The sequence below is a fragment of the Deinococcus betulae genome, from assembly GCF_020166395.1.
GTDB classification, from domain to species: Bacteria; Deinococcota; Deinococci; order Deinococcales; family Deinococcaceae; genus Deinococcus; species Deinococcus betulae.
In genome coordinates, this window is sequence record NZ_JAIQXU010000018.1 from 88,927 (window position 1) to 111,132 (window position 22,206).

Annotated in this window: 22 protein-coding genes; 6 read left to right on the forward strand and 16 right to left on the reverse strand. The window is 67.9% G+C overall.

Annotated features, from left to right (window positions below; genetic code table 11):
* Positions 1-23: 23 nt before the first annotated feature.
* The 6 genes from K7W42_RS14145 to K7W42_RS14170 form a co-directional block, all read right to left on the reverse strand.
* Positions 24-611: a GNAT family N-acetyltransferase gene (locus K7W42_RS14145; protein WP_224575508.1), complete on the reverse strand. Its 588-nt coding sequence runs from the start codon at positions 609-611 to the stop codon at positions 24-26.
* Between the two features lie 413 nt (positions 612-1,024).
* Positions 1,025-1,522, reverse strand: coding sequence for a hypothetical protein (locus tag K7W42_RS14150; protein ID WP_224575509.1), 498 nt, complete (start codon positions 1,520-1,522; stop codon positions 1,025-1,027).
* A gap of 77 nt (positions 1,523-1,599) precedes the next feature.
* Complete coding sequence (locus K7W42_RS14155) at positions 1,600-3,819, reverse strand: AAA family ATPase (protein ID WP_224575511.1); 2,220 nt, start codon at positions 3,817-3,819, stop codon at positions 1,600-1,602.
* A gap of 106 nt (positions 3,820-3,925) precedes the next feature.
* Entirely contained in the window at positions 3,926-4,243 is a 318-nt protein-coding gene (gene clpS, locus K7W42_RS14160; protein WP_224575513.1) for an ATP-dependent Clp protease adapter ClpS, read from the reverse strand.
* 106 nt (positions 4,244-4,349) lie between these two features.
* Positions 4,350-4,925: a desiccation-associated late embryogenesis abundant protein gene (locus K7W42_RS14165; protein WP_224575515.1), complete on the reverse strand. Its 576-nt coding sequence runs from the start codon at positions 4,923-4,925 to the stop codon at positions 4,350-4,352.
* Positions 4,926-5,172: 247 nt separating this feature from the next.
* Positions 5,173-5,547 (reverse strand): hypothetical protein, encoded by a 375-nt coding sequence (locus K7W42_RS14170; RefSeq protein ID WP_224575517.1) that lies wholly within the window; start codon positions 5,545-5,547, stop codon positions 5,173-5,175.
* Between the two features lie 81 nt (positions 5,548-5,628).
* Here K7W42_RS14170 and K7W42_RS14175 point away from each other — a divergent pair, with 81 nt between their 5' ends.
* Together K7W42_RS14175 and K7W42_RS14180 are read left to right on the forward strand one after the other, a co-directional pair.
* Positions 5,629-6,591, forward strand: coding sequence for a DUF1517 domain-containing protein (locus K7W42_RS14175; RefSeq protein ID WP_224575519.1), 963 nt, complete (start codon positions 5,629-5,631; stop codon positions 6,589-6,591).
* Between the two features lie 386 nt (positions 6,592-6,977).
* Positions 6,978-7,304, forward strand: coding sequence for an HNH endonuclease (locus tag K7W42_RS14180; RefSeq protein ID WP_224575521.1), 327 nt, complete (start codon positions 6,978-6,980; stop codon positions 7,302-7,304).
* 207 nt (positions 7,305-7,511) lie between these two features.
* Here K7W42_RS14180 and K7W42_RS14185 read toward each other — a convergent pair whose 3' ends face one another.
* Both K7W42_RS14185 and K7W42_RS14190 read right to left on the reverse strand, forming a co-directional pair.
* Positions 7,512-8,246 (reverse strand): c-type cytochrome, encoded by a 735-nt coding sequence (locus tag K7W42_RS14185; protein WP_224575523.1) that lies wholly within the window; start codon positions 8,244-8,246, stop codon positions 7,512-7,514.
* 36 nt (positions 8,247-8,282) lie between these two features.
* Complete coding sequence (locus K7W42_RS14190) at positions 8,283-9,107, reverse strand: phosphatase PAP2 family protein (RefSeq protein ID WP_224575525.1); 825 nt, start codon at positions 9,105-9,107, stop codon at positions 8,283-8,285.
* A 74-nt stretch (positions 9,108-9,181) separates the two neighbouring features.
* Here K7W42_RS14190 and K7W42_RS14195 point away from each other — a divergent pair, with 74 nt between their 5' ends.
* Complete coding sequence (locus K7W42_RS14195) at positions 9,182-10,756, forward strand: ABC transporter ATP-binding protein (RefSeq protein WP_224575527.1); 1,575 nt, start codon at positions 9,182-9,184, stop codon at positions 10,754-10,756.
* Between the two features lie 592 nt (positions 10,757-11,348).
* Here the strand turns inward: K7W42_RS14195 and K7W42_RS14200 are convergent.
* The 3 genes from K7W42_RS14200 to murD all read right to left on the reverse strand — a co-directional run bounded on the left by K7W42_RS14200 (position 11,349) and on the right by murD (position 14,669).
* On the reverse strand, positions 11,349-12,167 hold the full coding sequence (locus K7W42_RS14200; protein ID WP_224575542.1) for an EamA family transporter: 819 nt from the start codon (positions 12,165-12,167) through the stop codon (positions 11,349-11,351).
* Positions 12,168-12,258: 91 nt separating this feature from the next.
* The gene (locus K7W42_RS14205; RefSeq protein WP_224575528.1) at positions 12,259-13,371 is read right to left on the reverse strand and encodes an FtsW/RodA/SpoVE family cell cycle protein; all 1,113 of its coding nucleotides are present in this window, start codon (positions 13,369-13,371) and stop codon (positions 12,259-12,261) included.
* The gene (gene murD / locus K7W42_RS14210; RefSeq protein WP_439648864.1) at positions 13,368-14,669 is read right to left on the reverse strand and encodes a UDP-N-acetylmuramoyl-L-alanine--D-glutamate ligase; all 1,302 of its coding nucleotides are present in this window, start codon (positions 14,667-14,669) and stop codon (positions 13,368-13,370) included. Before murD ends, K7W42_RS14205 begins: the two co-directional genes overlap by 4 nt.
* Positions 14,670-14,745: 76 nt before the next feature.
* Between murD and K7W42_RS14215 the strand changes: the two genes are divergently transcribed.
* Complete coding sequence (locus tag K7W42_RS14215) at positions 14,746-15,924, forward strand: hypothetical protein (protein WP_224575530.1); 1,179 nt, start codon at positions 14,746-14,748, stop codon at positions 15,922-15,924.
* Between the two features lie 304 nt (positions 15,925-16,228).
* On the opposite strand, the gene trmFO is transcribed toward K7W42_RS14215, so the two are convergent.
* The 3 genes from trmFO to K7W42_RS14230 all read right to left on the reverse strand — a co-directional run bounded on the left by trmFO (position 16,229) and on the right by K7W42_RS14230 (position 19,079).
* Positions 16,229-17,638 carry a methylenetetrahydrofolate--tRNA-(uracil(54)-C(5))-methyltransferase (FADH(2)-oxidizing) TrmFO gene (gene trmFO, locus K7W42_RS14220; RefSeq protein ID WP_224575531.1) on the reverse strand — a complete coding sequence of 470 codons (1,410 nt, stop codon included), beginning with the start codon at positions 17,636-17,638 and terminating at the stop codon, positions 16,229-16,231.
* Between the two features lie 49 nt (positions 17,639-17,687).
* Positions 17,688-18,041, reverse strand: coding sequence for a hypothetical protein (locus K7W42_RS14225; RefSeq protein WP_224575532.1), 354 nt, complete (start codon positions 18,039-18,041; stop codon positions 17,688-17,690).
* 240 nt (positions 18,042-18,281) lie between these two features.
* Positions 18,282-19,079 carry a YdcF family protein gene (locus K7W42_RS14230; protein ID WP_224575533.1) on the reverse strand — a complete coding sequence of 266 codons (798 nt, stop codon included), beginning with the start codon at positions 19,077-19,079 and terminating at the stop codon, positions 18,282-18,284.
* A 41-nt stretch (positions 19,080-19,120) separates the two neighbouring features.
* Here K7W42_RS14230 and K7W42_RS14235 point away from each other — a divergent pair, with 41 nt between their 5' ends.
* Positions 19,121-19,723: a DUF305 domain-containing protein gene (locus K7W42_RS14235; protein WP_224575534.1), complete on the forward strand. Its 603-nt coding sequence runs from the start codon at positions 19,121-19,123 to the stop codon at positions 19,721-19,723.
* 293 nt (positions 19,724-20,016) lie between these two features.
* Here K7W42_RS14235 and K7W42_RS14240 read toward each other — a convergent pair whose 3' ends face one another.
* Positions 20,017-20,325: a hypothetical protein gene (locus tag K7W42_RS14240; RefSeq protein ID WP_224575535.1), complete on the reverse strand. Its 309-nt coding sequence runs from the start codon at positions 20,323-20,325 to the stop codon at positions 20,017-20,019.
* Between the two features lie 84 nt (positions 20,326-20,409).
* Positions 20,410-21,273 (reverse strand): GNAT family N-acetyltransferase, encoded by an 864-nt coding sequence (locus tag K7W42_RS14245; protein ID WP_224575536.1) that lies wholly within the window; start codon positions 21,271-21,273, stop codon positions 20,410-20,412.
* Between the two features lie 295 nt (positions 21,274-21,568).
* Here K7W42_RS14245 and K7W42_RS14250 point away from each other — a divergent pair.
* The coding region (locus tag K7W42_RS14250) for a DUF4258 domain-containing protein (protein ID WP_224575544.1) at positions 21,569-22,206 on the forward strand (638 nt) is incomplete at its 3' end.

The window sequence follows — 22,206 nt, forward strand, 5'->3', positions numbered from 1 at the left end:
GCGCCCCGGGCGGGGCGGGTGAATCATTCCGAAGGTGCAGTGGGGGGCAGGTCGCGCGTCAGGTGGGTGTAGTGGCCACCAGCCAGGGTGCGGTGGCCTGCCACCACAAACCCGCTGCGCTCGTAGAGCCGCGCGGCCGGGTTGCCATCCTGGGCCAGCAGGCCCAACCGGGGCAAACCCAGTTCACGCGCCCAGACAGCGGCTGCCGCCAGCAACTGCGCCCCGATGCCCTGATTGCGCGCCGCCTCGCTGACGGCCAGCGTGTCCAGATACAGCTCGCCGGGCGTGCCCTCCTGCTCAATGTGGTCTGCCTGGCCCAGAGCCCGCAGACGCGCCCGCAGCGGCTGGTCCAGGAGTTCGGCGGCGGCGCCTGGATAGGCCAGCAGCAGGCCCAAGGGCCGCCCATCGCGCTCGGCCACCCGCACCCTCTCGAAACTAAGGCGGTGGCCGCTGAGAGGGAACAGCTGCTCGATAACCTCCGCTGCTTCCGCGTCAGAAGGCGTGCCTGTCAGCGCCCAGCCAATGGGGCCAATGGTCGCCTGAATCAGCGGTGCAGCAAAGGGCGCGTCGGTGGGTGTGGCCGGGCGGATGGTCACAGGAGCAGGCCTCATCGGCTCAGGATAGGCAAAAGAGTCTTGGCAGACACAAGGTAAATCAAAGAAGGCACCTGGCTTGAAGGGCCACATAGGATCATTAGGGAAAGGCCTATCGCCCTCAGCGCTTAGTGCCTGCTCTAGCACCCGGGCTTACAGACCCAGTGAAAGCCAAACCTGGCTACAGGGCGGGGAAGAAAGCGAGTTTCTGCGTCCAGATCGCTGGACGATGGCGCCTTTCATCTTGAGAGGGTGAAGGCACCTCTTCAGAGCGGGTGCTCGCAGCAGAAAGCCAAAGGCAGAACTGGTCGAGCTGTACCGCGTTCATTGCCTTCAACACTCAATAAGGCGGTAAGCCAGCGGCGACCCGATTCAAAAGAGCCGCACCGGGCCTCCATCTAGAGGCCCGGCGCGGAACGGACAGCTGAGTTTTAGTTCAGGGTGATTTTGGTGGCGTTCAGGGTGCTGGCGGCCTCGTCAATGTCGCCTTCCACAGCCACATTGGCGTCAGCGCGGTCAGTACCGAAGAACTCGTCTGCGCTGGTGGCGGCGCCCTCAAACACGGTATCGGGGCCAACCGTCACGGCGTAGTTGGCGTCGTTCTCGTTAAGGGTAAAAGTCTGTGCGGTGCCGTCAAAATCGGTCACGCTGCCTTCCAGACCGTCACCGGCCGCCATATCCAGTTCTTCGCTGGTGTTGGCGTCATCATTGTTGGTCAGGGTGCTGTCGGCGCCGGGGTCAGCCGCGTCATCGGCAACTTCACCAGTATCGGTGGTGTCGGTGCTGGTGTCAGCGGTCGTATCGGTGCTGGTGGTATCGGTCGTTTCCGTCGTGGTGGTGTCAGTGGTCGTATCAGTCGTAGCGTCGTCCTGGGGGGCGCAAGAAGCGAGCAGGGCGGCAGTAATGAGGGCCAGCAGGGTGGGTTTCATGCCTGCTATCTTCTCGGCTCTCCCTGGGGCGCGGCATGAGGAAAGATGCAGGGAACCTTTACATCCCACCACTTGCCTTAAGTAAAGGTGAACTCGCCGTTCTGGACATCAGCTGTGATTGCTCCCCCACCCTTGAGGCGGCCAAACAGCAGTTCATCGGCTAAGGGCCGGCCCAGACGGGTTTCAATGACTCTGGCCAGGGGGCGGGCGCCCAGCGCGGGGTCGTGACCCAGCTCCGCCAGGCGGGCGCGGGCGGCGGGCGTGACGGTCAATGTCACGCCGCGCTCCTTCAGCTGGGCCTGGAGCCCCCGCAGGAACTTGTCCACGACGCCGCCCATGATGTCCGGGGACAGGGGAGCAAAATGCAGCACCGCGTCCAGGCGGTTGCGGAATTCGGGGGTAAAGGTGCGTTTGACCGCCTCGTTTTCCTCACCGGGGCGGCCCACCCGCGAAAAGCCCAGCGCCGGGCGTGCGGCGTCGGCGGCCCCCGCATTGGTGGTGAACATCAGCAGCAGGCCGCGTCCATCTACCTTCTTGCCGGTGTGGTCGGTCAGTGTGCCGTGGTCCATCAGTTGCAAAAAGAGGTTGTACACGTCGGGGTGCGCCTTCTCGATCTCGTCCAGCAGCACGACGGCGTGGGGATGCTTGGCTACGGCGTCGGTCAGCAGGCCGCCCTGGTCAAAGCCCACATAGCCGGGAGGCGCGCCGATCAGCCGCGCCACGGTGTGGGCCTCCTGGTACTCACTCATGTCAAAGCGGGCCAGGTGGATGCCCAGCCGCTCGGCCAGGGCGCGGGCCAGTTCAGTTTTGCCGACCCCCGTGGGCCCCGCCAGCAGGAACATGCCCTGCGGTTTCTGGGGGTCGCGCAGCCCGGCGCGGGCCAGTTTGACGGCACTGGCGACGGCCGACACCGCCGCGTCCTGCCCAAACACACGCGCCTTCAGGTCGGCTTCCAGGGTGGCCAGCGAGGTCACCTCCTCGGCCTTGACGGTGCCCAGCGGCACGCGGGCCATGCGGGCCACGGTGGCCTCTATGTCGGGCACGTCCAGGGTGCCGCCCTGCCCAGCGCTGGACCGCGCGGCCCCGGCTTCATCCAGCACGTCAATGGCCTTGTCGGGCAGAAAGCGGTCACGCAGGTGGCGCACCGACAGGCGCACCGCCGCGTCCAGCGCCGCTGGGGTGTAGGTGACCCCGTGGTGCGCGGCGTAGCGCCCCGCGAGGCCCTGCACGATGCTCAGGGCGTCCTCCTCGCTGGGTTCGGGGACCTCCACGGTCTGAAACCGCCGCCACAGGGCGCGGTCTTTTTCCAGGTGGCGCAGCTCAGCGGGGGTGGTGGCCCCCAGCACCCGCAGCCCCCCCCGCGCCAGCGCAGGTTTCAGAAGGTTGGCGGCGTCCACGCTGCCGCCTTCGGTGGCCCCGGCGCCGACCAGGGTGTGCAGCTCATCAATAAACAGCACCGCGTTCTGCCCGTCCAGCGCGGCCAGCACGGCCTTCAGGCGGGCCTCGAAATCCCCCCGGTAACGGGTGCCGGCCAGCAGGGCACCCAGGTCCAGAGCGTACACGGCGGCGCCGCGCAGGAATCCGGGGGCCTGCCCACCCACCACGCGCTGCGCCAGCCCCTCGGCCAGCGCGGTTTTGCCCACGCCGGGTTCACCCACCAGGACGGGGTTGTTCTTGGTGCGCCGCGCCAGGATGTGCGTCACGCGCTCCAGTTCCGGCGTGCGGCCAATCACTGGGTCAAAGGCGCTGGCGCGAGCCTGAGCGGTCAGGTCGCTGGCATAGGCGGCTAGCGGGTCCGGCTCGGCTTCGGCGGGCTGGTCGGGGCCAGTGGCGTCCACACCGGCCACCCGGCGCTCCCGTTCGCGGCCCGGGACCTTGGCCGCGCCGTGGGACAGGTAGCTCAGGACGTCCAGGCGCGTCACACCCTGAGCTTCCAGGGCGGCGCGGGCGGCGCTGTCTTCTTCTTCCAGCAGCTCGGCCAGCACCCGCGCGCCGTCGGCCTGCTCGCGGCCCTTGCCGCTGGCGTGCAGTTGCAGCACGGCGCCTTCCACGACCCGGTGAACGCCCAGGGTAAAGTCCGGCTCGGCGTCCTCCAACTGCTCCAGGGTGTTTAGATGGTGGCTGAGGTCGCCGCGCAGCCGCTCGACATCCACCGCCAGGGCCAGCAGGGCTTCCAGCGCTTCAGGGTCGTGGGTCAGGGCCAGCAGCAGATGTTCCTGGGTCACGTATTCGTGCCCGGCCTCGCGGGCGTAGTCGGCTGCCCGCCCAATCGTGACTTGTAAGTGGTCGCCAATCATAAATACCTCTGCACACGGAAGCGCGCGCCTCCACGGTCCTGTGAGGCCGTGTGGCTGGGCTGAGGACAGGGAGGACGCTGCCTCCAGGCTGAGCAACTGTCCCGCCTCATTCGCTCGCCTCTGGCTCGGCAACCACCCGCAGCGGGTGGCCCTCTCGCTGGGCGTGGCCCATGACCTGTGCCACCTTCGTTTCGGCCACGTCGCGCGGGTAGACGCCCGCCACCCCCTGCCCCTTGTGGTGAACCGCCAGCATAATCAGCTGCGCGTCCTGCTCGGCTTTGTGGAAATAGCGGCGCAGCACCAGCACCACGAAGTCCATCGGCGTGTAATCGTCATTGAGCAGCAGCACCCGGAACAGCCGGGGCCGCTCTGTCTCCGTGCGCTCCAGCGTCTGGGTGCTGTGCTGTTCGTCCCGGCGCGTCATGGGGCCGAGTGTAGCGGGCAGGGCGCCAGGCGGCAGGAACGTGCCTTACGGTCAAGGTTAACCCCCCTCCACAGGGGAAGGGGGGCGCCAGGGGAAAACTGGGTGGTCAGGCTTTGGGGTTGGGCTGCCCGGCGGGCCGGGTGGTGTCCTGGGCGGCCGTTTTGAGATCGGCAGCGGCCGGGGTGGCGGCGGTTTTTGCCTCGGCGCCCGCCTGCTTGGCCGCGTCCTTGAGGTCATTGCCGGCCTGCTTGGCGTCGGCAGCCGCCTGGCCGGCGTTCTGTTTCACTTCAGTCTTGACGTCCGCCGCCTTGTCGCTGGCGGTGTTCGCCACGTCGCGGGCGGCAGCGCCAGCCTGGGTGGTCGCCCCACTGACAGCCGTTTTCACGTCGCCGGCCACCTCTTTGGCCTTGTCCAGCGCCGCCTGCGTGCCGCCCGAGGCGGCGTCTTTGACCTCGCCGGCCTTCTCGGCAATGACGGCGCCCGCATCCTTGGCGGCGTCTTTGGTCTTCTCCCAGCCCTTGGTGACGCTCTGGCCCACGTCGTGGGCGGCGTCTTTCAGGCCCAGTTCGGCCAGCTTGGCGTCCAGGGCGCGGCGGTTTTGCTCGCGGCTGAAGTAGTACGCGCCGGCGCCCACCAGGGCACCCAGCACCAGCAGCCGTTTCAGGGGAAAGTGATGACTCATGAGAAGCAGCCTACGCCCCCCTCATCTGTGCAGGATGAGCTGCAATTTACGCGCAGTTCACGCCGTTGCAGCTTGGTCCCGATTCCGAACATTCCTCAGGGTAGGAGGGCGTTGGGCTGGCTGGCGCTGCAAAGCGGCACCGTCCAGGGTGGAGGAGAGGGTACGGGGCTCCGGGAATTGGACTTGCAAAGCACCGACGGGGCAATCTTAGGTGCCCTTCTGACTCTTCCGAAAACGGATGAATTTCCTACGGCCCGCCCAGCCCCAGGCGCCGGGCCAGCCCTTCGCTGAAAATCCAGTCCTCGGGCTCGTCCAGGCCCTGCACCTCGACCAGCACGCAGCCGCGCGCCAGGTAAAACGCGGCAATTGTGCTCCAGGCCTCGTCTTCGGTGGCGGCCGTTTCTTCGATGTCGTCCAGCGTTCCCCACAGGTCACCGTCCACCTCGGCGCTGCGCAGGGCCTCGGCGTGGGCGCTCAGGGCCCAGGCGTCCACCGCCTCGTCTGGGGCGTAGGTTTCGCCGGGCCGGCGCACGTCCAGGCGGTCATCCCGCTCGTACAGGGACGCCAGGAAGGTGGCCCAGGCATCTGGGGTCAGGACAAAGGCAGAGGGGCGCTCGCTCACGCCGGCCAGTGTACGGGCCGCTGCCGCAGGCCGTGAAGAAACGGTGCAGGCGCGCCCAGGGCAGGCCAGTACACTTGCGCTATGACCGCGTTTACGCCGCGCCGCGCACCCCTGCTGCTGACTGTGCTTCTGACCTGCTTGCTGGTGCCCCTGCTGGCTGGGTGGGCCGGGGCGCAGTCCGGTGGAGGCTTTGGCGGGCGCAGTTCGGGCAGCTCGGGGGGGAGCTCCGGCGGCAGTTCGGGGGGGTACAGCAGTCCGTCGCGTGGGGGGGGGTACAGCGGCGGCTACGGGGGCGGGTACAGCGGCCCCATCATTATCAATAATGGCGGCTACGGCGGTGGGTACGGCTACAGCAGCGGCGGGGGCGGCCTGATTGGCCTGCTGGTGCTGGGCGTGGTGATTTTCCTGGTGGTGGGCGCCCTGCGCCGGGGTCTGGGCAGCGGCGGCGCACGCGGGCTGGGGGCCGTCAGCGGCACTGCGCAGGCCCTGAGTGTGCAGTTGCTGCTGGCCGAGGGGGATGAGGTCAAGCGCGCCCTGGGCCGCGTGGCCCAGAGCGGCGACCCCGACACCAACGAGGGCCTGACCCGCATGTTGCAGGAAGCCGCACTGGTGGTGCTGCGCCACCCCGAGCGCTGGGTGTACGGCAATGTGGAACGCGCCCAGGGCTCGGCCGCCACCGCCGACAGCCAGGTGGGCGCCTGGGCCACCCAGGCCCGCGCCGCCTTTACCGAGCAGACCACCAGCAACTACCAGAACCGTGATCCCCACAGCGGCTATCAGCGCCGCGACGACTACACCTTTCAGGCTGACGCCGGCGACCAGTACCTGGCAGTCACGATTGCGGTGGCCGCCCACACACTGGCGGGGCTGCCCCCAGCCGGCGCCACCAACGCCGGTGAAGCCCGCGCCGCCCTGAGCGCCCTGAGCAGCGTGACCCCCGGCGACCTCATTCGGGCTGAAGTGGTCTGGAGCCCCGACGCTCCGGGCGAATTCCTGAGCGAGGACGAGGCCATTCAGAAGTATCCCGAGCTGACAAGGCTGTAGGGGAGGATAGGGGCCTGATGTCCCGCGCTGAACGGGTGTGGGAGCCCTCTGGCGAGAAGGCCAGGCTGGCGCTCTCTCAGCTGTGTATGCGCTCCGTGACCTGGCTGGACGGACTTCAGGCTTTGCTCGCTGGAGTTAGCCCCTCATCGAGCTTGCTGCCTGATACCGACTCCGATTGAATCGCTTGCAAAAGCGGTTCAATCCGAGCGGAGCGAGCAGGAGAGAAACGAGGTCCGGGCGTGGAGCCGGCAAATCGGCTCCTTTCCGATTTGTCGGCGGAACACACAGAGTCCGGAGGAGCCCTTCTCTGAAGCACAGCTGTGACCCCTTTCTCCTGCAACTCTGGGCACGGTCTGGGGTCGCGTTGGCACCCTATGCTGCTTCCAATGGCCCGCCGCCGCGCTCCCTCTGCCTGGCCTCCGCCGCCCCGGCCGCCTGACTGCTGCGCCCTGTGTGAGCGTGAGGTGCCGCAGCTGACAGAGCACCACCTGCTGCCCCGTTCTCAGGGCCGGCGGCAGGGGCTGAAGGCCGCCGAATTGCCGACCACGCTCCTGTGCCCGGCCTGCCACAAGTTCCTGCACCGCACCCTGACGAATGCGGAACTGGCCCGCGACTACCGCGACTTGCCCGCACTGCGTGCCCAGGAGGACGTGGCCCGCTTCGTGGCCTGGATTCGCCGCCAGCCCCCTACTAAAGCGGTGCGGGTGAAGTAATACGGACTCCGATTGAATCGTTTGCAAAAATGATTCAATCCGAGCGGGCTTGCAAAGCTGCGCAGCAGAGCGAGCAGGAGAAAAAGCGGGCTGAAGGGCGTGGAGTTAACGAATCGGTTCCTTCATTTGTTAACGAAATAGACGGAATCCGTATAAAAATCAGGCGCGCTGAGAGCGTTTCTCAGCGCGCCTGACCCGCCAACAGCTTTATTTCAGCGTGCCCACATAGGCGGCCACGGCGGCCAGGTCGCCGTCCGTTATGGGTTTGAGGGCAATGCGCATGGCGTCGGGGTAAGCGATTCCCACGGGCGGCAGGGCGCGGTACTCCTTCAAGGCCGCCAGAACAGCGGTTTCACCCAGGCCAACCAGACTGGGAATGCCCAGGGCGTCGGCCCCCTGCCCGTCTTCGCCGTGGCAGACCACGCAGGCCATGACATTGCGAGCCGGGTCGCCTTCCAGATATAGGGCTGTGCCCTGAGCCAAGCGGGCAGCAGCCGTGGCAGCGGGTGGGGTGGAGACCGGGCTGGCCGGCGGCGTGGTGGGAGCCGCTGGGGTAGCTGGCGCTGGGGTGCTGGGCACGGGGGCCGCCGGTGTGGCGCCGGCCTGGGCGTAGTGCGCCGCCACATCCACGATGTTCTGGTCCGACAGCTGAGAGGCCACCCCCTGCATGACAGGGTTGCGCCGGGTGCCGGCCCGGAAGGCCACCAGCGCCTCCTGAATTCGGGCCGCACTCTGGCCTTCCAGCACAGGCGCGCGTCCCCCGGCCCGGTGGCAGCCGGCGCAGGAACTGGCCGCCAGGGTTGCGCCGCGCGCCGCGTTCGGGGTGGCGCTCAGGGCGCCGGCAGAGGAGGGGGTGGTCTGGGCCAGCACGGCGCCCGCCAGCATCAGGGCCGGCAGGCCAGCGGCAACAAGACGAACAGACAGGCGGTAACGTGTGCCCATAACAACCTCCCAAAAGCCTGCGGGTGAACTGCTGCTTTAGTGTACGGGCTGCGGCGCCGGGACCGACACCCCGGTCTGTGCAGGCAGCCAGCGGCGCAGCACGGCGGGCACCACCTCGGCCGCGACGACCACCAGCAGGGCGTAGCGCAGCACCCGCACGACGGTCAGGTCTTTGAGGGCGTCGGGCAGGGCGCTCAGGCCAAAGTAGACGGCGAACACCATCACCAGGCCGGCGACCGCCACGATCAGGCGGCCCGTCAGGTCACGCGGCGGGGCGAAGGTGGGGCGGGTCACCCAGAAGCCGGCCAGCAGGCCCAGGCCCACCCCCACCTCGCGCGGGGTGTTCGCCGGCAGCACGGCGGCCACCACCAGCACCAGTGCCGGAGGCAGCCAGCGGCCCAGGTCGTGTTCCGGGAAATGGCTCCGGGCAGCGGCGTAGGCGAACAGCCCGCCCAGCAGCAGCCCCACCACCACGTCGCTGGGATAGTGCACCCCCAGCGCCAAGCGGGAGACCGCCACCACCGCCACCAGCAGCGCCGCCGCCACCCACAGCCAGCGCCGGCCCAGCTGCGCGGCCATCCCGAACCACAGGGTCGCGCTCATCTGGGTGTGGCCACTGGGCAGCCCCGGCCCGCCGGCCGTCGCTTTGGCCGCCTCAGAGGCCACCGAGGGATCATTGAAAAAGGGGCGCGGCAGGTCCAGGCCGTATTTCAGCGCCGAATTGACCAGATAACTCAGGGCAAAGGCCACGCCCAGGTTGCGCCCGCCACTGGGCCACACCAGCCAGGTGTACAGCGCCAATGCCACGATAAAGACCTCGTCACGCCCCAAGTTCGTGACCGCCATCCAAAAACTGTCCATGTGCCGCCTATTGTGACTTATTTTTCACATGGTCGGGTGCCGCGTGGCCACTGCGGCGCGGTAAACTGCGGGGTATGACTCTTGCTCAGCCTGACGTTTTGCAGGCCACCACTCATAAGGCGCCCAACGCCCTGGAACTGCGCGGAATTACCAAGCGCTTTCCGCTGGTGCTGGCCAACGACGATATTTCCATGCATGTGCGGTGGGGCAGCGTGCACGCCCTGTGCGGTGAAAACGGCGCCGGCAAAAGCACCCTGATGAAAATCGTGTACGGCATCCAGCCGCCCACCAGCGGCCAGATTGTCGTGGACGGCGAAGTCGTGGACCTGACCAACCCCAGCGAGGCCATCCGGCGCGGCATCGGCATGGTGTTTCAGCACTTCATGCTGGTCGAGACCCTGACCGTGACCGAGAACGTGATTCTGGGCGCCGAGCCGACCAGTGGCGGGGCCATCAACTACGCCGCCGCGCGCAAGCGGGTGGCCGAGCTGATCAAGCAGTTCAACTTTGACCTGAACCCCGACGCCACCGTAGGCGAGTTACCAGTGGGCCTCCAGCAGAAGGTCGAGATTCTGAAGACCCTGTACCGGGGCGCGCGCATCCTGATTCTGGACGAGCCGACGGCGGTGCTGACCCCCAGTGAAACCGACGAACTGTTCGACTTTCTCAAGAACCAGTACGCCGCCAGCGGCAACGCCGTCATCTTCATCAGCCACAAGCTGCATGAGGTGCTGCACATCAGTGACACCATCAGCGTGATCCGCGACGGCCGGATGATCGGCACCATTTCGGCCCAGGGGGCCACCACCGAGCTGCTGGCCCGCATGATGGTGGGGCGCGAGGTCACCCTGAAGGTGCAGAAAAAAGCGGCCCAGCCAGGCGCCGCCGCCCTGGACGTGCAGAATGTGGTCGTGAAGGGCGAACACCGCAACGCGGTGGACAACGTGAGTTTTCAGGTGCGCGCGGGTGAGGTCGTGGGCATTGCCGGCGTGGAGGGCAATGGCCAGAGCGAGCTGATCGAGGCGATTACGGGTCTGAGAACCTACAGTGGCCAGATCACCTATCTGGGCAAATCGGCCAAGGGCGTGCGCGAGGTTGAGGCGTCGGGCCTGTCCCATGTCCCTGAGGACCGCAACGAACGCGGCCTGGTGCTGGAGATGACCACCGCTGAGAACTACATTCTGGGCGAACATGACCGGGCGCCGTTTGCTGGGCCCTTTGGCTTTCTGAAGCGCGACGTCATTGAAGACAACGCCCGTAAGCTCAGCGAGCAGTACGACGTGCGCCCCCGCAGCGCCAGCCTGCAGGCCGGGCGTTATTCGGGCGGCAACGCGCAGAAACTCATCGTGGCGCGCGAGATGCGCAAGGGGCCCAAGATTCTGGTGGCCAGTCAGCCCACGCGCGGGGTGGACATCGGCGCCATCGAGTTTATTCACAGCCGGATCGTGGAGGCGCGCGATCAGGGCCTCGCCGTGCTGCTGGTCAGTGCTGACCTGGGCGAAGTGATGAACCTGGCCGACCGCATTCTGGTGATGTACGAGGGCAAGGTGGTGGGCGAGGTGGACGCGGCCAACGCCACGGAAACGCAGCTGGGACTGCTGATGACGGGCAGCGGTGAGGACACGACGACGACGAAAGCGGGCTGGTAAGGCTCGGTGGATGGGGCGCCTCCGGTGTGGGGGCGCTTTTTTTGTTTTTCGGCGGGGGTGCCCCACCCCCCAGCCCCCATCCCCAGAGGGGACGGGGGAGCGGGCGTTGGCACTGGGCAAGAGTTTTGACTGGCGTTGGCCGGCTTGCTCTGTTCGTTTTCGTGTCCGGCCTCGACGCCATCCTGCCGCCCACCGGAAGGGCCTGCGCGCTGCGCGCACAATGGCCTCGCCTGGACTTGGGCGCTGAGGGGGCAAGGTGTGTCGGTGCGGCCCAGAGGTTCGACTTTTGAAAAGACAAAAGAAAGGCGCTTAAGCAGAAGCGCCTTTCAAAAGTAGACCCTCGTGTTTTAAGCGTCCCCACCTTGCCCCGTTACGGGGAGAGCAACGGAAGCCGTCGTGCGCGCAGCGCGCGGGCGTAAGCCGATGGGCGGCAGGTGGACCACGGCGTCTATAGCGCCGAATGACCTGGCCTCTCCGCCGCGCCAGTCAATCCCTGCCCAGTGCCAACGTCCGCTCCCCCTGCCCCTCTGGGGGAGGGGGCTGGGGGGTGGGGCAAGTCAGTTCAGACGCTCTCTATCCATAGGGCAGAACATTAACCCTCCCCACTCTCCTTCTTCCCCGTCAAACTGATCCCCGCACTCGCCGCAATCACGCACCCCATCGCTAGCCACTGCACCAGCGTCAGGCGTTCATGCAGAAATAGGAACCCGCTGAGGGCCGCAATCGCCGGTTCCAGACTCATCATCACGCCAAAAATCCGGGCCGGAATGGCGCGCAGGGCACGCATTTCGAGGGTGTAGGGCAGGGCACTGGAGAGAGCCGCCACCGCCAGGCCCAGCAGCAGGGCGTGCGGCGAGAGCAGGGCGGGCCCGGCCTGCACGGCGCCGAAGGGAAGCACCATCAGGGCCGCCACCCACATGCCCCCCACCACGCCGGTGGTGCCGGGAACGCGGCGGCCCACGGCTCCCCCCGCCAGGATGTATCCGGCCCATAGGGCGCCGGCGGTCAGGGCCAGAACGACGCCCTGGGCCGACACCTGCTGCGCGGCCTCACCGCCCACCGGGGCAATCAGGGCGATGCCCAGGCCGGCCAGCGCCACCCAGGCAATATCCAGGGCGCGGCGCGACAGGGCCAGGGCCAGCAGCAGAGGCCCTACGAATTCCAGCGTGACGGCCAGCCCCAAGGGCAGGTAGCGCAGCGACTCGTAGAACACCAGGTTCATCAGACCCAGGGCGGCGCCGTAGGGCACGATAACCAGCCACTGCGCGCGGGTCAGCTGGCGCAGGTTGGGGCGCAGCACCAGGGTCAGCAGCAGGGCCGCCAGCACCACCCGCAGGGCCGTGGTGCCGGCGGCACCCAGCGTGGGAAACAGCGTTTTGGCAAAGGCGGCGCCACCCTGAATGCTCAGCATGGCCAGCAGCACCGCCGGAATGGGGGGCAGCGAAAAGCGGGACCGGGAGGCGCTGACGGCGTTCGCCAGCGCTGCCTCAGTTGGCACCGGTTCAGTCGGCACTGAGGGCCACCGGGTTGTCGTTTTCGCTTTGCTCGGGCAGGTGGCGCCGGACCTCGCGCATGGCCGAGTGGATGACAGCCATCGCCATGCTCATGGTCAGCAGACTGGAAAAGCCGTAGCTGACCAGGGGAAGGGGCACGCCCGTGACTGGAAAGATACCGGCCGCCACGCACAGATTCACGAAGGCCTGACCCACGATCATGAACATGGCGCCGATGGCCATCACGCTGGCCCCGTGAATCTCGGGCGTCATGGGGCGCACGCGGCTGGCCAGGTGGGCCACGTCCAGCGCGGTGGCCACGATCAGCCAGTAGGCAAAGAGCAGCATCGCCACCCCCAGCAGCCCCGAGGTAAAGCCCACCGACGCCACAATCATGTCGGTGTGCTCGCCAAAGTAGTTGTAGCGCGGGCCGTCGGGTCCCTGGCCAGGAATACCGCCCATGCGCAGGTCGCGGTGGGCCATGCCAATCTGGTCCAGGCCCTGAGCCGTCACGTCGTCGCGGGTCTGGTAGCCGATCAGGCGCTCTTTGATATAGGGATGCTGTTCCAGGTAAATCCCGGCCACCGGAATAGCCATCAGCCCCAGCGCCAGCATGAAGCCGCTGATATTGCTGATGCGCACACCCGCCGCGTACATCAGGATGATGCCCAGGGCAAACATCAGCACGCTACTGCCCAGGTCCGGCTCCCAGAAGATGAGACCAGTGGTGAGCAGAATCATGCCCGTGGCGCTAATCAGCTTGTTCTGTACGCCCCTGCGGGCAAAAAAGGACGCCAGCATCAGGACCAGGCCCAACTTGGCCATCTCGGACGGCTGAAACCGGATGACCCCAAAGTTCAGCCAGCGCTTGGTGCCGGAACTCTCGGCGGTGCCCACCCCGATAAAGTGCACCAGCACCAGCAGCACCAGGGTGACCACCCAGACCCACGGCCCGACCTTCAGAAAGGCGCGGGGCCGCAGCCGGGCGACCACCAATGTCAGGCCCAGCGCCAGCAGCGCCTTGGGCCCGTGGTCGAGAATCTTGTCCGGGTCGGCCGCCGCAATCCCCAGCATTCCCAGGCTCAGCAGCAGCACCTGGGCGATGAGCAGCTGAACACTCATGCCTCTGCCTGCCCGGCGGCCAGCGCCTGCGCCGCGCGGCGGAAGCTCTCGCCGCGCGCCTTATAGTCGCGGAACTGGTCAAAACTGGTGCCCACTGGGGCCAGCAGGACAGTGCCACCATCCGGCAGGGCCTCCAGGCCGGCCTGCACCGCCGCCCGCATGGTGGCCTCGCCGTCCTCGCCGGTCACCACGCGGTAGGGCAGCCCCAGGCTGCGGGCCAGCGCCTCGCCGTCCTCGCCAAAAGCGATGACCTGCGTGACTCGGCCCTGCGCGGCCTGCCGCAGCGGCGCCAGTTCGGCGCCCTTATCCCGGCCGCCCACCAACCAGGCCACCGGGGGGTGGGCCCGGTCCAGGGCCGCCTGCACCGCCAGGGTGCGAGTGGCAATCGAGTCCTCGATAAAAGTGACCCCATCTTTCTGCGCCACCGTTTCAAAGCGGCCCGCGACGGGCTGCGCGCTCTGGAGGGCGGCGGCCAGCAGGCCAGGGTCGGCGGCGCGGCCCAGGTGAACCAGCAGCGCCTCAGCGGCCAGCAGGGCGGCGGCGGCATTGGCAGGGTGAATGCCGGCGGGGAGGTCGGCTGGGTAGAGAACGGAAGTGCCGTCAAATAGGGCCAGCCGCGCCGGGTCGAAGCGCCGCACCTGGGCGCGGGTCGGCACATCAAGGCCAGCGGGCAGCACGAGGACGTCGCTTTCTTGCTGCGCCGCCGTGATGTTCAGCTTGGCGGCGTGGTAGGCCGCCGGGGTGCCGTGCCGGTCCAGATGGTCAAGGCCCAGGTTCGTGATCACGGCCACCGGCAGCCGCAGGCCCGGCACCCGTTCCAGCTGAAAACTGGACAGTTCTGCCACCGCCACCTCGGCGCGGTCCACCACGTCCAGCAGCGGCGGGTCAATGTTGCCGCCCTCCAGGGCATTCAGACCGCAGGCGCGCAGCAGGTGGGCGATCAGGACGGTGGTGCTGCCCTTGCCCGCCGTGCCGGTGACGCCCACCATCGGCAGGGCCGGGTGGGCGCGGGCGGCCAGGGTGACCTCGCCAATGACCTCGGCGCCCGCCGCGCGCAGCCGCTCCAGGTCAGGGTGGTCAATGGGCACGCCCGGCGCGGCGACCACCGTGCTGTACGCCTGGGTCACGTCGCCGCGTGTCCAGCCCAGTTCGGCCATCAGCGCCTCGTCCTCGGGGGCGGGCCGCGCGTCGGTCCAGTCGGCCTGCTTGCCCTCACGGGCCAGAAAGCGGGCCACGCCCCGCCCGCTGCGGCCCAGTCCATATACCAGCACCCCGTCACGCTTCACGCCCTCAACCATAGAGCAGCGCAGGCCGCCCTTGTGAAGCGCCCATCTGGTGGGAAACAATCGCAGGGCATCTTCCGGAGGTTTGTTCATGAAGCGACCAGCTGCTCTGTCTATTCTGACGCTCTTGCCCCTGGCCCTGGCTGGCGGCGCGCCGCCCCCGGTTTCCGTGGTCCTGGCGGCGCCCACCCTGGCCGCCCCCGTGCGGGAGGTCACGCTGGCGGCGGCCCCCGACGGCACCCTGCACTTGGGGGCAGTGATGGATAGTGGGCGCTTTAACAGCGGGCGCGGCACCTTTACTGGGCGCGTGGTGCGGGTGTGGCGCGCCTCTGGCCAGGGCTGGGTGCCCCTGGGTGACGTGCTGAATTACCGCCAGCCCCGCCCGGCCTCTAACCTGAATCTGGTGCTGGATGAGCGCGGCGCGCCGGCCATCGTCTGGAACGAGAACTACGGCGACAACGATGTCGTAGAGCTGCGGGCCTGGCGCGAGCAGGAAGGCTGGACCGACTGGGGCGCGCGCTACCTGGGTGACGACCTGCCATATGCCGCTCGCACGCGCGCCGTGGCGGCCTGGAGCGGCGAGATCGTCTTGGCCTGGGGCGAGTATCTGCGTAAGCCCGACGGCAGTCAGCTGACCGTGCGGCGCTGGAATGCAGAGCAAAAAAGCTGGGTGCGTGGCCCGGCTTTTAATGACATTCGGGCCTTTTCCCGTACGCCTGCCCTGGCCCTGACCCGGACGGGGGCGCCTGTGGTGGCGTGGTTACAGGGCGAGGTCACCGGGAGTCGGGTGCTGGCCGCCCGCTGGACAGGGCAGGCGTGGCAACCGCTGGGCGGGCCCCTGAACCGCGCCCCGGCCTACGTGGCCTCGACCCGACTGGCGCTGGACGGGCAAGACCGGCCCACCGCCGCGTGGCTGGAACAGGTGGGCGGGCAGGACACCCTGCTGGCCGCCCGCTGGACAGGGCAGGGTTGGCAGCCGCTGGGCGGGCCGGTCAGCCGCCTGTACGCCTCGTCGCCGTCGCTGGCGGTGGCCCCAGATGGACAGGCAGTGCTGGCCTGGATTGAGGAGCGGCTCAGTGACGGCCTGGGGCAGATGCGCGCCGCCCGCTGGGACGGCCGGGCGTGGGTGACCTGGCCTGTGCTCAACCGTGACCCGCGCCGGGACGCCCGCTCGGCCTCGGTGGCAGTGGACGCAAAAGGCCACATCACCGCCGCGTGGCGCGAGGATGTGGCTGGGAAATATGCGGTGCAGTTGAGGCGGTTGCAGTAGGTCTGTCCAGCACGTTGTGCATGACCGGTGGAGGCACGCCGCATACGCACGCCAGCTCTACCAGTGGCACAACAAGTCTGATCCGAATGGGCTCTGGGCCTACTGCAGACGAATCGGCGCTGTTCTAGTGCGTGGGCGCGACAGGCGGCGTTCATCTGAGCCGCGTCGCCCTGGAAGAGGTTGACCGCCGCCAGGGCTCTGGGCCAAGCGGCGGTCTGCTGACTGGCTGGGCTGCAAAGCCCCGCTCTGTTGCCCAGGCCTCTTGCTCTAGAGGCCCTTGGGCTCTACCGGGATGGTTCTACTCTCACCGCGTGGCGGGAGCAGCCAGCGCCGCTTCAGTCTCGCCGTCGTGGGGTACGGGGGGCGGCGTGACTGTCAGGCCCGCCTCCTGCTGCGCCCAGGTCATAAAGGCTGCCAGGCCCCGGCGGAACATCACCGGGCGCTTTTCGCGTTTGCCCAGTTTGCGGGGCTTGCCCGTCCTGGGGTTCACCTCGGCCGGAAGTTCAGGCACCAGCGCCCAGTTGACGTTCATGGGCTGGAAGCCCTTGGGGTTGGCGCTGGCTAAGTAGCGCACCAGGCCGCCCAGCATGGACTCGGCTGGTGGGGTCAGCGGGGGCAGACCCAGGGCCAGGCGCGCAGCGTTGGTGCCGGCCAGCCAGCCGGTCGCGGCGCTTTCCAGGTAGCCCTCGGTGCCGGCCAGCACCCCGGCCACAAACTTGGTCGGGTCGGCCCGCAGCCCCAGCGTGGCGTCCAGCACCTGCGGCGCATTCAGGTAGGTGTTGCGGTGCATGACGCCGTAGCGCACGATCTCGGCCTGCTCCAGCCCCGGAATCAGGTTCACGACGGCCTTCTGGTCGCCCCACTTCAGCCCGGTTTGAAAGCCGACCAGCGACCACATCCGGCCCTCGCGGTCTTCCTGCCGCAGCTGGGCCACCGCGTAGGGCCAGCGCCCGGTGCGTGGGTCGTCCAGGCCCTTGGGCGACATGGGGCCAAAGCGCGGCGTGTCCACGCCCCGGCGTGCAATTTCTTCGATAGGCATGCAGCCCTCGAAAAACTCCAGCTTTTCCCAGTCGTGGGGCGTGTGGGCGCGGGCCTGTTCCAGCGCGTCAAAAAACGCCAGATACTCCTCTTTGGTAAAGGGGCAGTTGATGTAGTCGGCGCTCTGGTCGTAGCGCCCGGCCCGCCAGGCGACATCCATGTTGATGCTGTCAAACGCCAGGACCGGCGCGGCGGCGTCGTAGAAGCTCAGGCGCTCGCTGCCCGTCAGCCGCGCCACATCGGCGGCCAGCGCGTCAGAGGTCAGTGGCCCGGAGGCAATCACGGCAATGCCGTCCGGCACGGCGGTGACTTCCTCGCCCAGCACCTCAATCAGAGGGTGCTCCCGCACGGCGCGGGTCACGCGCGCACTGAATTCGTCACGTTCCACGGCCAGGGCGTTGCCGGCAGGCAGCTTGGCGGCGTCGGCGGCGCCCACAATCGCGCCGCCCACACTGCGCAGTTCGGCCTGCAAGAGCCCCTTGCTCTGCATCTCGCCCTCGCCGCCCAGCGAATTGCTGCACACCAGCTCGGCAAAGTTGCCGCTGCGGTGGGCTGGGGTCATCTTGACAGGGCGCATTTCATACAGGCGCACCCGCACGCCCAGCCCGGCGGCGGCCAGCGCCGCTTCCGAACCGGCCAGGCCCGCGCCTATGACGGTGATTGTCGGCTCATTCATCAACCGGCCAGTGTAGGCGATAGGGGAGGGGATGTTTGTGGGGTGGGGGCTACGCGTGCGGCGCAGTACGGCGGCGCCAGAGCAGCAGTGCCGCGAGCACTCCTTCCCAGACAGCGCTGATGGTCAGGGACAGCAGGAGCCATAGCGGCAGCAAAAACACCAGATACAGAACTGCCTCGCCCAACATCAGATAAATAGGGGTTGACAGGAGCAACACATAAAGGATGAAAGGCGGGAGAATCAGAAGCGTGGCTCGGCTCCAGGCGCGGCCCACCAGTCTGCGGCCAAAGTGTGCAGGTTCACTGGAGCGCCGATATTTATATGACAGGCGCCCTGTGGGGATGGGCGGTGCCGGTGTTTCTCTGGCGCGCCACACTGGCAACCCCAGCGCCAGAGCCAGCATGACCAACCCTAGAGGCACAGCGACTAGCGGTTCACTCACAGCGGCTGCCAGCTCCATTGAGGGGGTCAAAACATCCCCCTCAATTCCACTTCTGCCGCTGTCTCTTCCAGAGACTTACTTCGTTCGCCCCAGAATGGTTGAGGGGCATATCCCTCAACCATTCTGGGTTCTGCTCTCAGAAGGAGGCTCATGGCTCCAGCCTAGAGCAGGCTGCGTGTGCACTCCGCAGAACTTGCGGTCCTACCGCTCCGGTGTGCCGCCCAACATCGCCTTGACGCGCGACAACCCCTCATACGCCAGAATGCGCGCGGCGTACAGGCGGTCATGGGGAAAGGGCAGGGTCAGATCGAAGCGCGTTTCGGGCGCCGGCACGCTGGTCACCGGCACCCCTTGCGCCCGGAACAGCGCGGCGGCCCGGCGGGAGTGGCTGGGGGTGGTCACCAGCAGGACCCGCCGCCACTGCCGGGCGCGGGCCAGGTCGCGCACCCGCGCCGCCTCGTCCCGCGTGGTGGTTACGTTGGCCAGGGTGAAGACCTGTGGCCCGGCGGCTCCGTACAGCGCGCGAATGTGCGCCTGTTCAATGGCGCTCATCTTGGGACACCCCTGCGGCCCAAGCCGCCCCGACTGCTCTGAGACGGTCACCACGGGCGCGTACCCCGCCCGCCACAACTCCAGGCCGCGCACCAAACGCGCCAGACTGCTGGGCTCCAGAACCGCCGAGCCACACTGCACGCCGCCGCCCAGAATCACGATGGCGTCGGCCTGTACGGGCGACTGCGCCAGCGTCAGAGCGTTGAGGGGTGCGCGCAGAATGGGGGTCAGCAGGCACAGGGCCAGCGCAAAGGCCAGGGCTGCCGCGCCCACACGCAGACCTTGCCAGACCGGTGCCCACGCGCCCGCTGCCCCGCACAGCCCCACAAGCGTCAGCAGCAGCGGGGCAGGCGCCCGCACCTCGCCAAAAAAAGCGGCCAGGACACCCAGGGCGGCCCCCAGGCCCATGCCACCCACCACCGACGGCCACCGCACGAAACGCTGCATCCGGGGCAGTTTACCCAGGCGCCCCTTTCTATACTCCGGGGATGCGCCGCGCTGCTGTTCCTGCCCTGCTGGTTCTGGTCGCCCTGGTGGCGGCCGCCCTGCTGCTCACCCCCCGCCTGCTGCCGCCCACAGAAGACAGCCGCGAGGTGCGCTTTGTGCGCGAGATGATTCAGCACCACACGCAGGCGGTGGACATGGCTCTGCAGGTCCGTGAGCAGAGTTCCGACGCCACCTTGCGGACCGTGGCGCTGGACATTCTGCTCTCGCAGCAGGAGCAGATTGGGCAGATGCGCGGCTGGCTGACTCTATGGCACCGGCCCTGGGGCGGCCCAGGCATGAGCGCCGACCACGCCCGCATGATGGGCATGGCGACCCAGGCCGAGGTGAACCGCATTGGCACCCTGCCGCCCGCGCAGGCTGAGGTGCAGTTTCTCCAGCTGATGACCCGGCATCACCAGGGCGCCCTGACGATGGTGGCCCCGGTGCTGGAGGGCCGCGTGCAGCCCGCCGTGGAGGCCCTGGCCCGCCAGATTCAGGCCACCCAGGCCGCCGAGATTCGTCTGATGACCACTCTGCTGGCAGACCGCGGGGCCAAACCACTACCGGCCCCAGCAGGAATGGGCGCAGGTGAGCATCAACATTAAATAGCCACGCGACGCTTGTTGAGCTGGGCAGCCCTGGCTTCTGCTTGCAGAATAGACTGCTCTGATGGCAAGTCCTGTTGGACAGGCACTGTTGTCCCTTGCCACCTAATCATCACAACTCCGAAGGACCTACCCGTCTGATGGCTGGACTCTGCGCGGCTTGGCTGCTGGGCGGACTGCTCCACACAGGCGCCGCCTCTGCCGTCTTGCACTCTTGACGCCGACGCCCGGCAGCAGCCAGCACAGCTCGGCCGGCTTCCCAACTTACGCCACTTGACCAGGTACTCCTGACCCTACCCTAGCTCTTCGTCCCAGTCGTCCTGTTTCTCCGCTCGTCTGGCCCTGCGGCGTTCCTCTTTGCCAGCTTTGCGTTTGGGGCGTGGGGGCAGGGCTAGAATGTAGGGCCGCTCGGGCTGGCACGGCGCGGGCACCTCGCCCAGCGTCTCGCCGGGGTCAGCGGTACGGAGGTTGCCCGCCACATGCAGGTGGCGCTCCCCGCAGTAGGGGCAGGCGTCCACCACCCAGAACATCACGCGGGTGCCGGGCATATCGCGCAGGGTCACGTAAGCCATCTGGGGGGTCCGCCGCTCCTTCTTGCCCATAGGGGCGCAGCCTAACCTGGGCACCCACACCTGTCTGTGGCCAGGGCGAGGTTTAGCGGCCCTAAGCCCCTGCGCCCTACCCCGTTACACGTCCTCGTCGCCCTCTTTCATGTAGGTCACCACGCTGCGGCAGTGGGTCAGGCCGGCGCGCGCATACAGGGCGCGGGCCGGTTTCATGTGGTCGTGGGCGCGCGCGCGCAGCGTACGGACTTCGGGGTGGGTCTCGGCCTCGGCGGCGGCCAGGGCCAGCAGGGTCAGGCCGTAGCCCTGGCCGCGCTCGGCGGGATGCACCGCCACATAGGTCACATCGGCGCGCCCGTCGTCGGGGCTGAATTCCAGTTCGGCGAAGCCCACCGGCTGCTCGCCGCGCATCAGGGCCACCAGGCGCACGTCGTCACGGGCAAAGTGGCTGTCCATCTGTTCCGGGGTCCAGGTCAGCCGCTCGGCCCAGGTGTCCTCGCTGGCCCGGAAGAGCTCGCGGTACGCTGCCAGTGGCAGCTGCCGCGAAATGCGGTGGCCGGCAGGCGCGCAGGCGTGGGGGGTCAGGCGGGACAGGGGCGCGTCGTAAAAGGCCGTGGTGTGCATGGGCGAAAAGCCCTCGTCTTCCAGTGCCGAGCGCACTGGCAGGTTGTCGCGCGCCGCGAAGGCGTACACCGGCAGTCCGTCAGCGTGGGCCAGGGCGCGGCGCAGCAGGGTACTCAGGTGGGCGTCTCCTTCACCCACCGGGCCTTCCATCACCAGGCCGTCCCGAAACGGCGAGAGGGCGCAGTACGCCACCACGCCCTCCTCGCCCGCCTCGACCAGGCAGGTGCTGTCTTCACACTCGGCCCGTAAGTCCCGCTCGGTGCGCGCGCCCGGCGAGAACACCTCACGTTCGGGCGCGTCGTCCATCCAGGTCAGCAGGGCAAGCACATCGGGAACATCGGCAGCCAGCATGGGACGAATCATCGTGGTCTTACCTCCAGAGAGAAGGTGAGCGAAGAAGCCGGGTGTAACACCGAACACCTTCAGGGTAGACACCCGCCGCCGGGCCTGTCTGCCCCGCAGCTCACGCCGCGCCGGGCCGGGCGCGTGGTATGCTGCCCGCATGCCCTGAACAGGGTACGCCGCCTGCCTCCCCACAGACACGAAGCCGTGTTTGAGGGGCCTTTTCTTTTTCAGAAGAGGGCGGCCGACGCGCCGCTGGGCAGGAGGGTTTCTTCCGGAGGTGAAGGTCGCCGTGACGAAACAGACTGCCCAGAAAATGGCCGCGCCCCTGGGGCGCCGCTCGCAGGAGCCTCAGGCCGCCCGGCCACGTGAGGTCCAGGCCAGCACGGATCTGCTGTCGCTGCGCGCGCAGCTGGCCCGCGCTGAAAAGGCCGCCCGCCGCACCCCGGCGCCGCCGCCACCACGGCCCGCCGCCCTGCAAACCCCCCTCAAGCCGCAGCGTCAGGCCGAATTACTGGGCGTGACCACCGATGATTTCAGCCTGGCCCGCGCCCACGCCCAGCTGCGGGACGCGGTGTATGACAGCCGCTATCACCTGTGTCCCCACGCCATCAGCCATGCCCGCGCCGAGGGCTTTCTGGAACACGACGTGCTCAACGTCCTGCTCACCGGGCGCGTTCGGGCGGTGTACACCGACGACCGTCGCTGGCTGGTGTGCGGCTACTTTGAAGCCTGTGGGGTGGCGCTGCCGCTGCACGTGGTGGCCCAGCCGCAGCGGGACGGCTTTGTGGACATCGTGACGGCTTTTGTGCCCAAGCACCCGCACCACATCATCAGCCGGGCGCGCCTGGCGGTCATGCTGCGCTACGACGACCAAACGGTGCGGGCGCGCACCGCCCATGCCGGCAACCGTGTGGGCCACCGGGGCAAAGGTCGCTGGAAAAAGAGCGCGTA

Bases quoted from the DNA above. Each gene is read 5' to 3' on its own strand.
- K7W42_RS14200 (WP_224575542.1), bottom strand. From the start codon at position 12,167: ATGCTGAGCATTCAGGGTGGCGCCGCCTTTGCCAAAACGCTGTTTCCC.
- K7W42_RS14165 (WP_224575515.1), bottom strand. From the start codon at position 4,925: ATGAGTCATCACTTTCCCCTGAAACGGCTGCTGGTGCTGGGTGCCCTG.
- K7W42_RS14145 (WP_224575508.1), bottom strand. From the start codon at position 611: ATGAGGCCTGCTCCTGTGACCATCCGCCCGGCCACACCCACCGACGCG.
- K7W42_RS14150 (WP_224575509.1), bottom strand. From the start codon at position 1,522: ATGAAACCCACCCTGCTGGCCCTCATTACTGCCGCCCTGCTCGCTTCT.
- K7W42_RS14230 (WP_224575533.1), bottom strand. From the start codon at position 19,079: ATGCAGCGTTTCGTGCGGTGGCCGTCGGTGGTGGGTGGCATGGGCCTG.
- K7W42_RS14215 (WP_224575530.1), top strand. From the start codon at position 14,746: ATGAAGCGACCAGCTGCTCTGTCTATTCTGACGCTCTTGCCCCTGGCC.
- K7W42_RS14205 (WP_224575528.1), bottom strand. From the start codon at position 13,371: ATGAGTGTTCAGCTGCTCATCGCCCAGGTGCTGCTGCTGAGCCTGGGA.
- K7W42_RS14185 (WP_224575523.1), bottom strand. From the start codon at position 8,246: ATGGGCACACGTTACCGCCTGTCTGTTCGTCTTGTTGCCGCTGGCCTG.
- trmFO (WP_224575531.1), bottom strand. From the start codon at position 17,638: ATGAATGAGCCGACAATCACCGTCATAGGCGCGGGCCTGGCCGGTTCG.
- murD (WP_439648864.1), bottom strand. From the start codon at position 14,669: ATGGTTGAGGGCGTGAAGCGTGACGGGGTGCTGGTATATGGACTGGGC.
- K7W42_RS14195 (WP_224575527.1), top strand. From the start codon at position 9,182: ATGACTCTTGCTCAGCCTGACGTTTTGCAGGCCACCACTCATAAGGCG.
- K7W42_RS14190 (WP_224575525.1), bottom strand. From the start codon at position 9,107: ATGGACAGTTTTTGGATGGCGGTCACGAACTTGGGGCGTGACGAGGTC.
- K7W42_RS14240 (WP_224575535.1), bottom strand. From the start codon at position 20,325: ATGGGCAAGAAGGAGCGGCGGACCCCCCAGATGGCTTACGTGACCCTG.
- K7W42_RS14155 (WP_224575511.1), bottom strand. From the start codon at position 3,819: ATGATTGGCGACCACTTACAAGTCACGATTGGGCGGGCAGCCGACTAC.
- clpS (WP_224575513.1), bottom strand. From the start codon at position 4,243: ATGACGCGCCGGGACGAACAGCACAGCACCCAGACGCTGGAGCGCACG.
- K7W42_RS14225 (WP_224575532.1), bottom strand. From the start codon at position 18,041: ATGCTGGCTCTGGCGCTGGGGTTGCCAGTGTGGCGCGCCAGAGAAACA.
- K7W42_RS14245 (WP_224575536.1), bottom strand. From the start codon at position 21,273: ATGATTCGTCCCATGCTGGCTGCCGATGTTCCCGATGTGCTTGCCCTG.
- K7W42_RS14180 (WP_224575521.1), top strand. From the start codon at position 6,978: ATGGCCCGCCGCCGCGCTCCCTCTGCCTGGCCTCCGCCGCCCCGGCCG.
- K7W42_RS14175 (WP_224575519.1), top strand. From the start codon at position 5,629: ATGACCGCGTTTACGCCGCGCCGCGCACCCCTGCTGCTGACTGTGCTT.
- K7W42_RS14235 (WP_224575534.1), top strand. From the start codon at position 19,121: ATGCGCCGCGCTGCTGTTCCTGCCCTGCTGGTTCTGGTCGCCCTGGTG.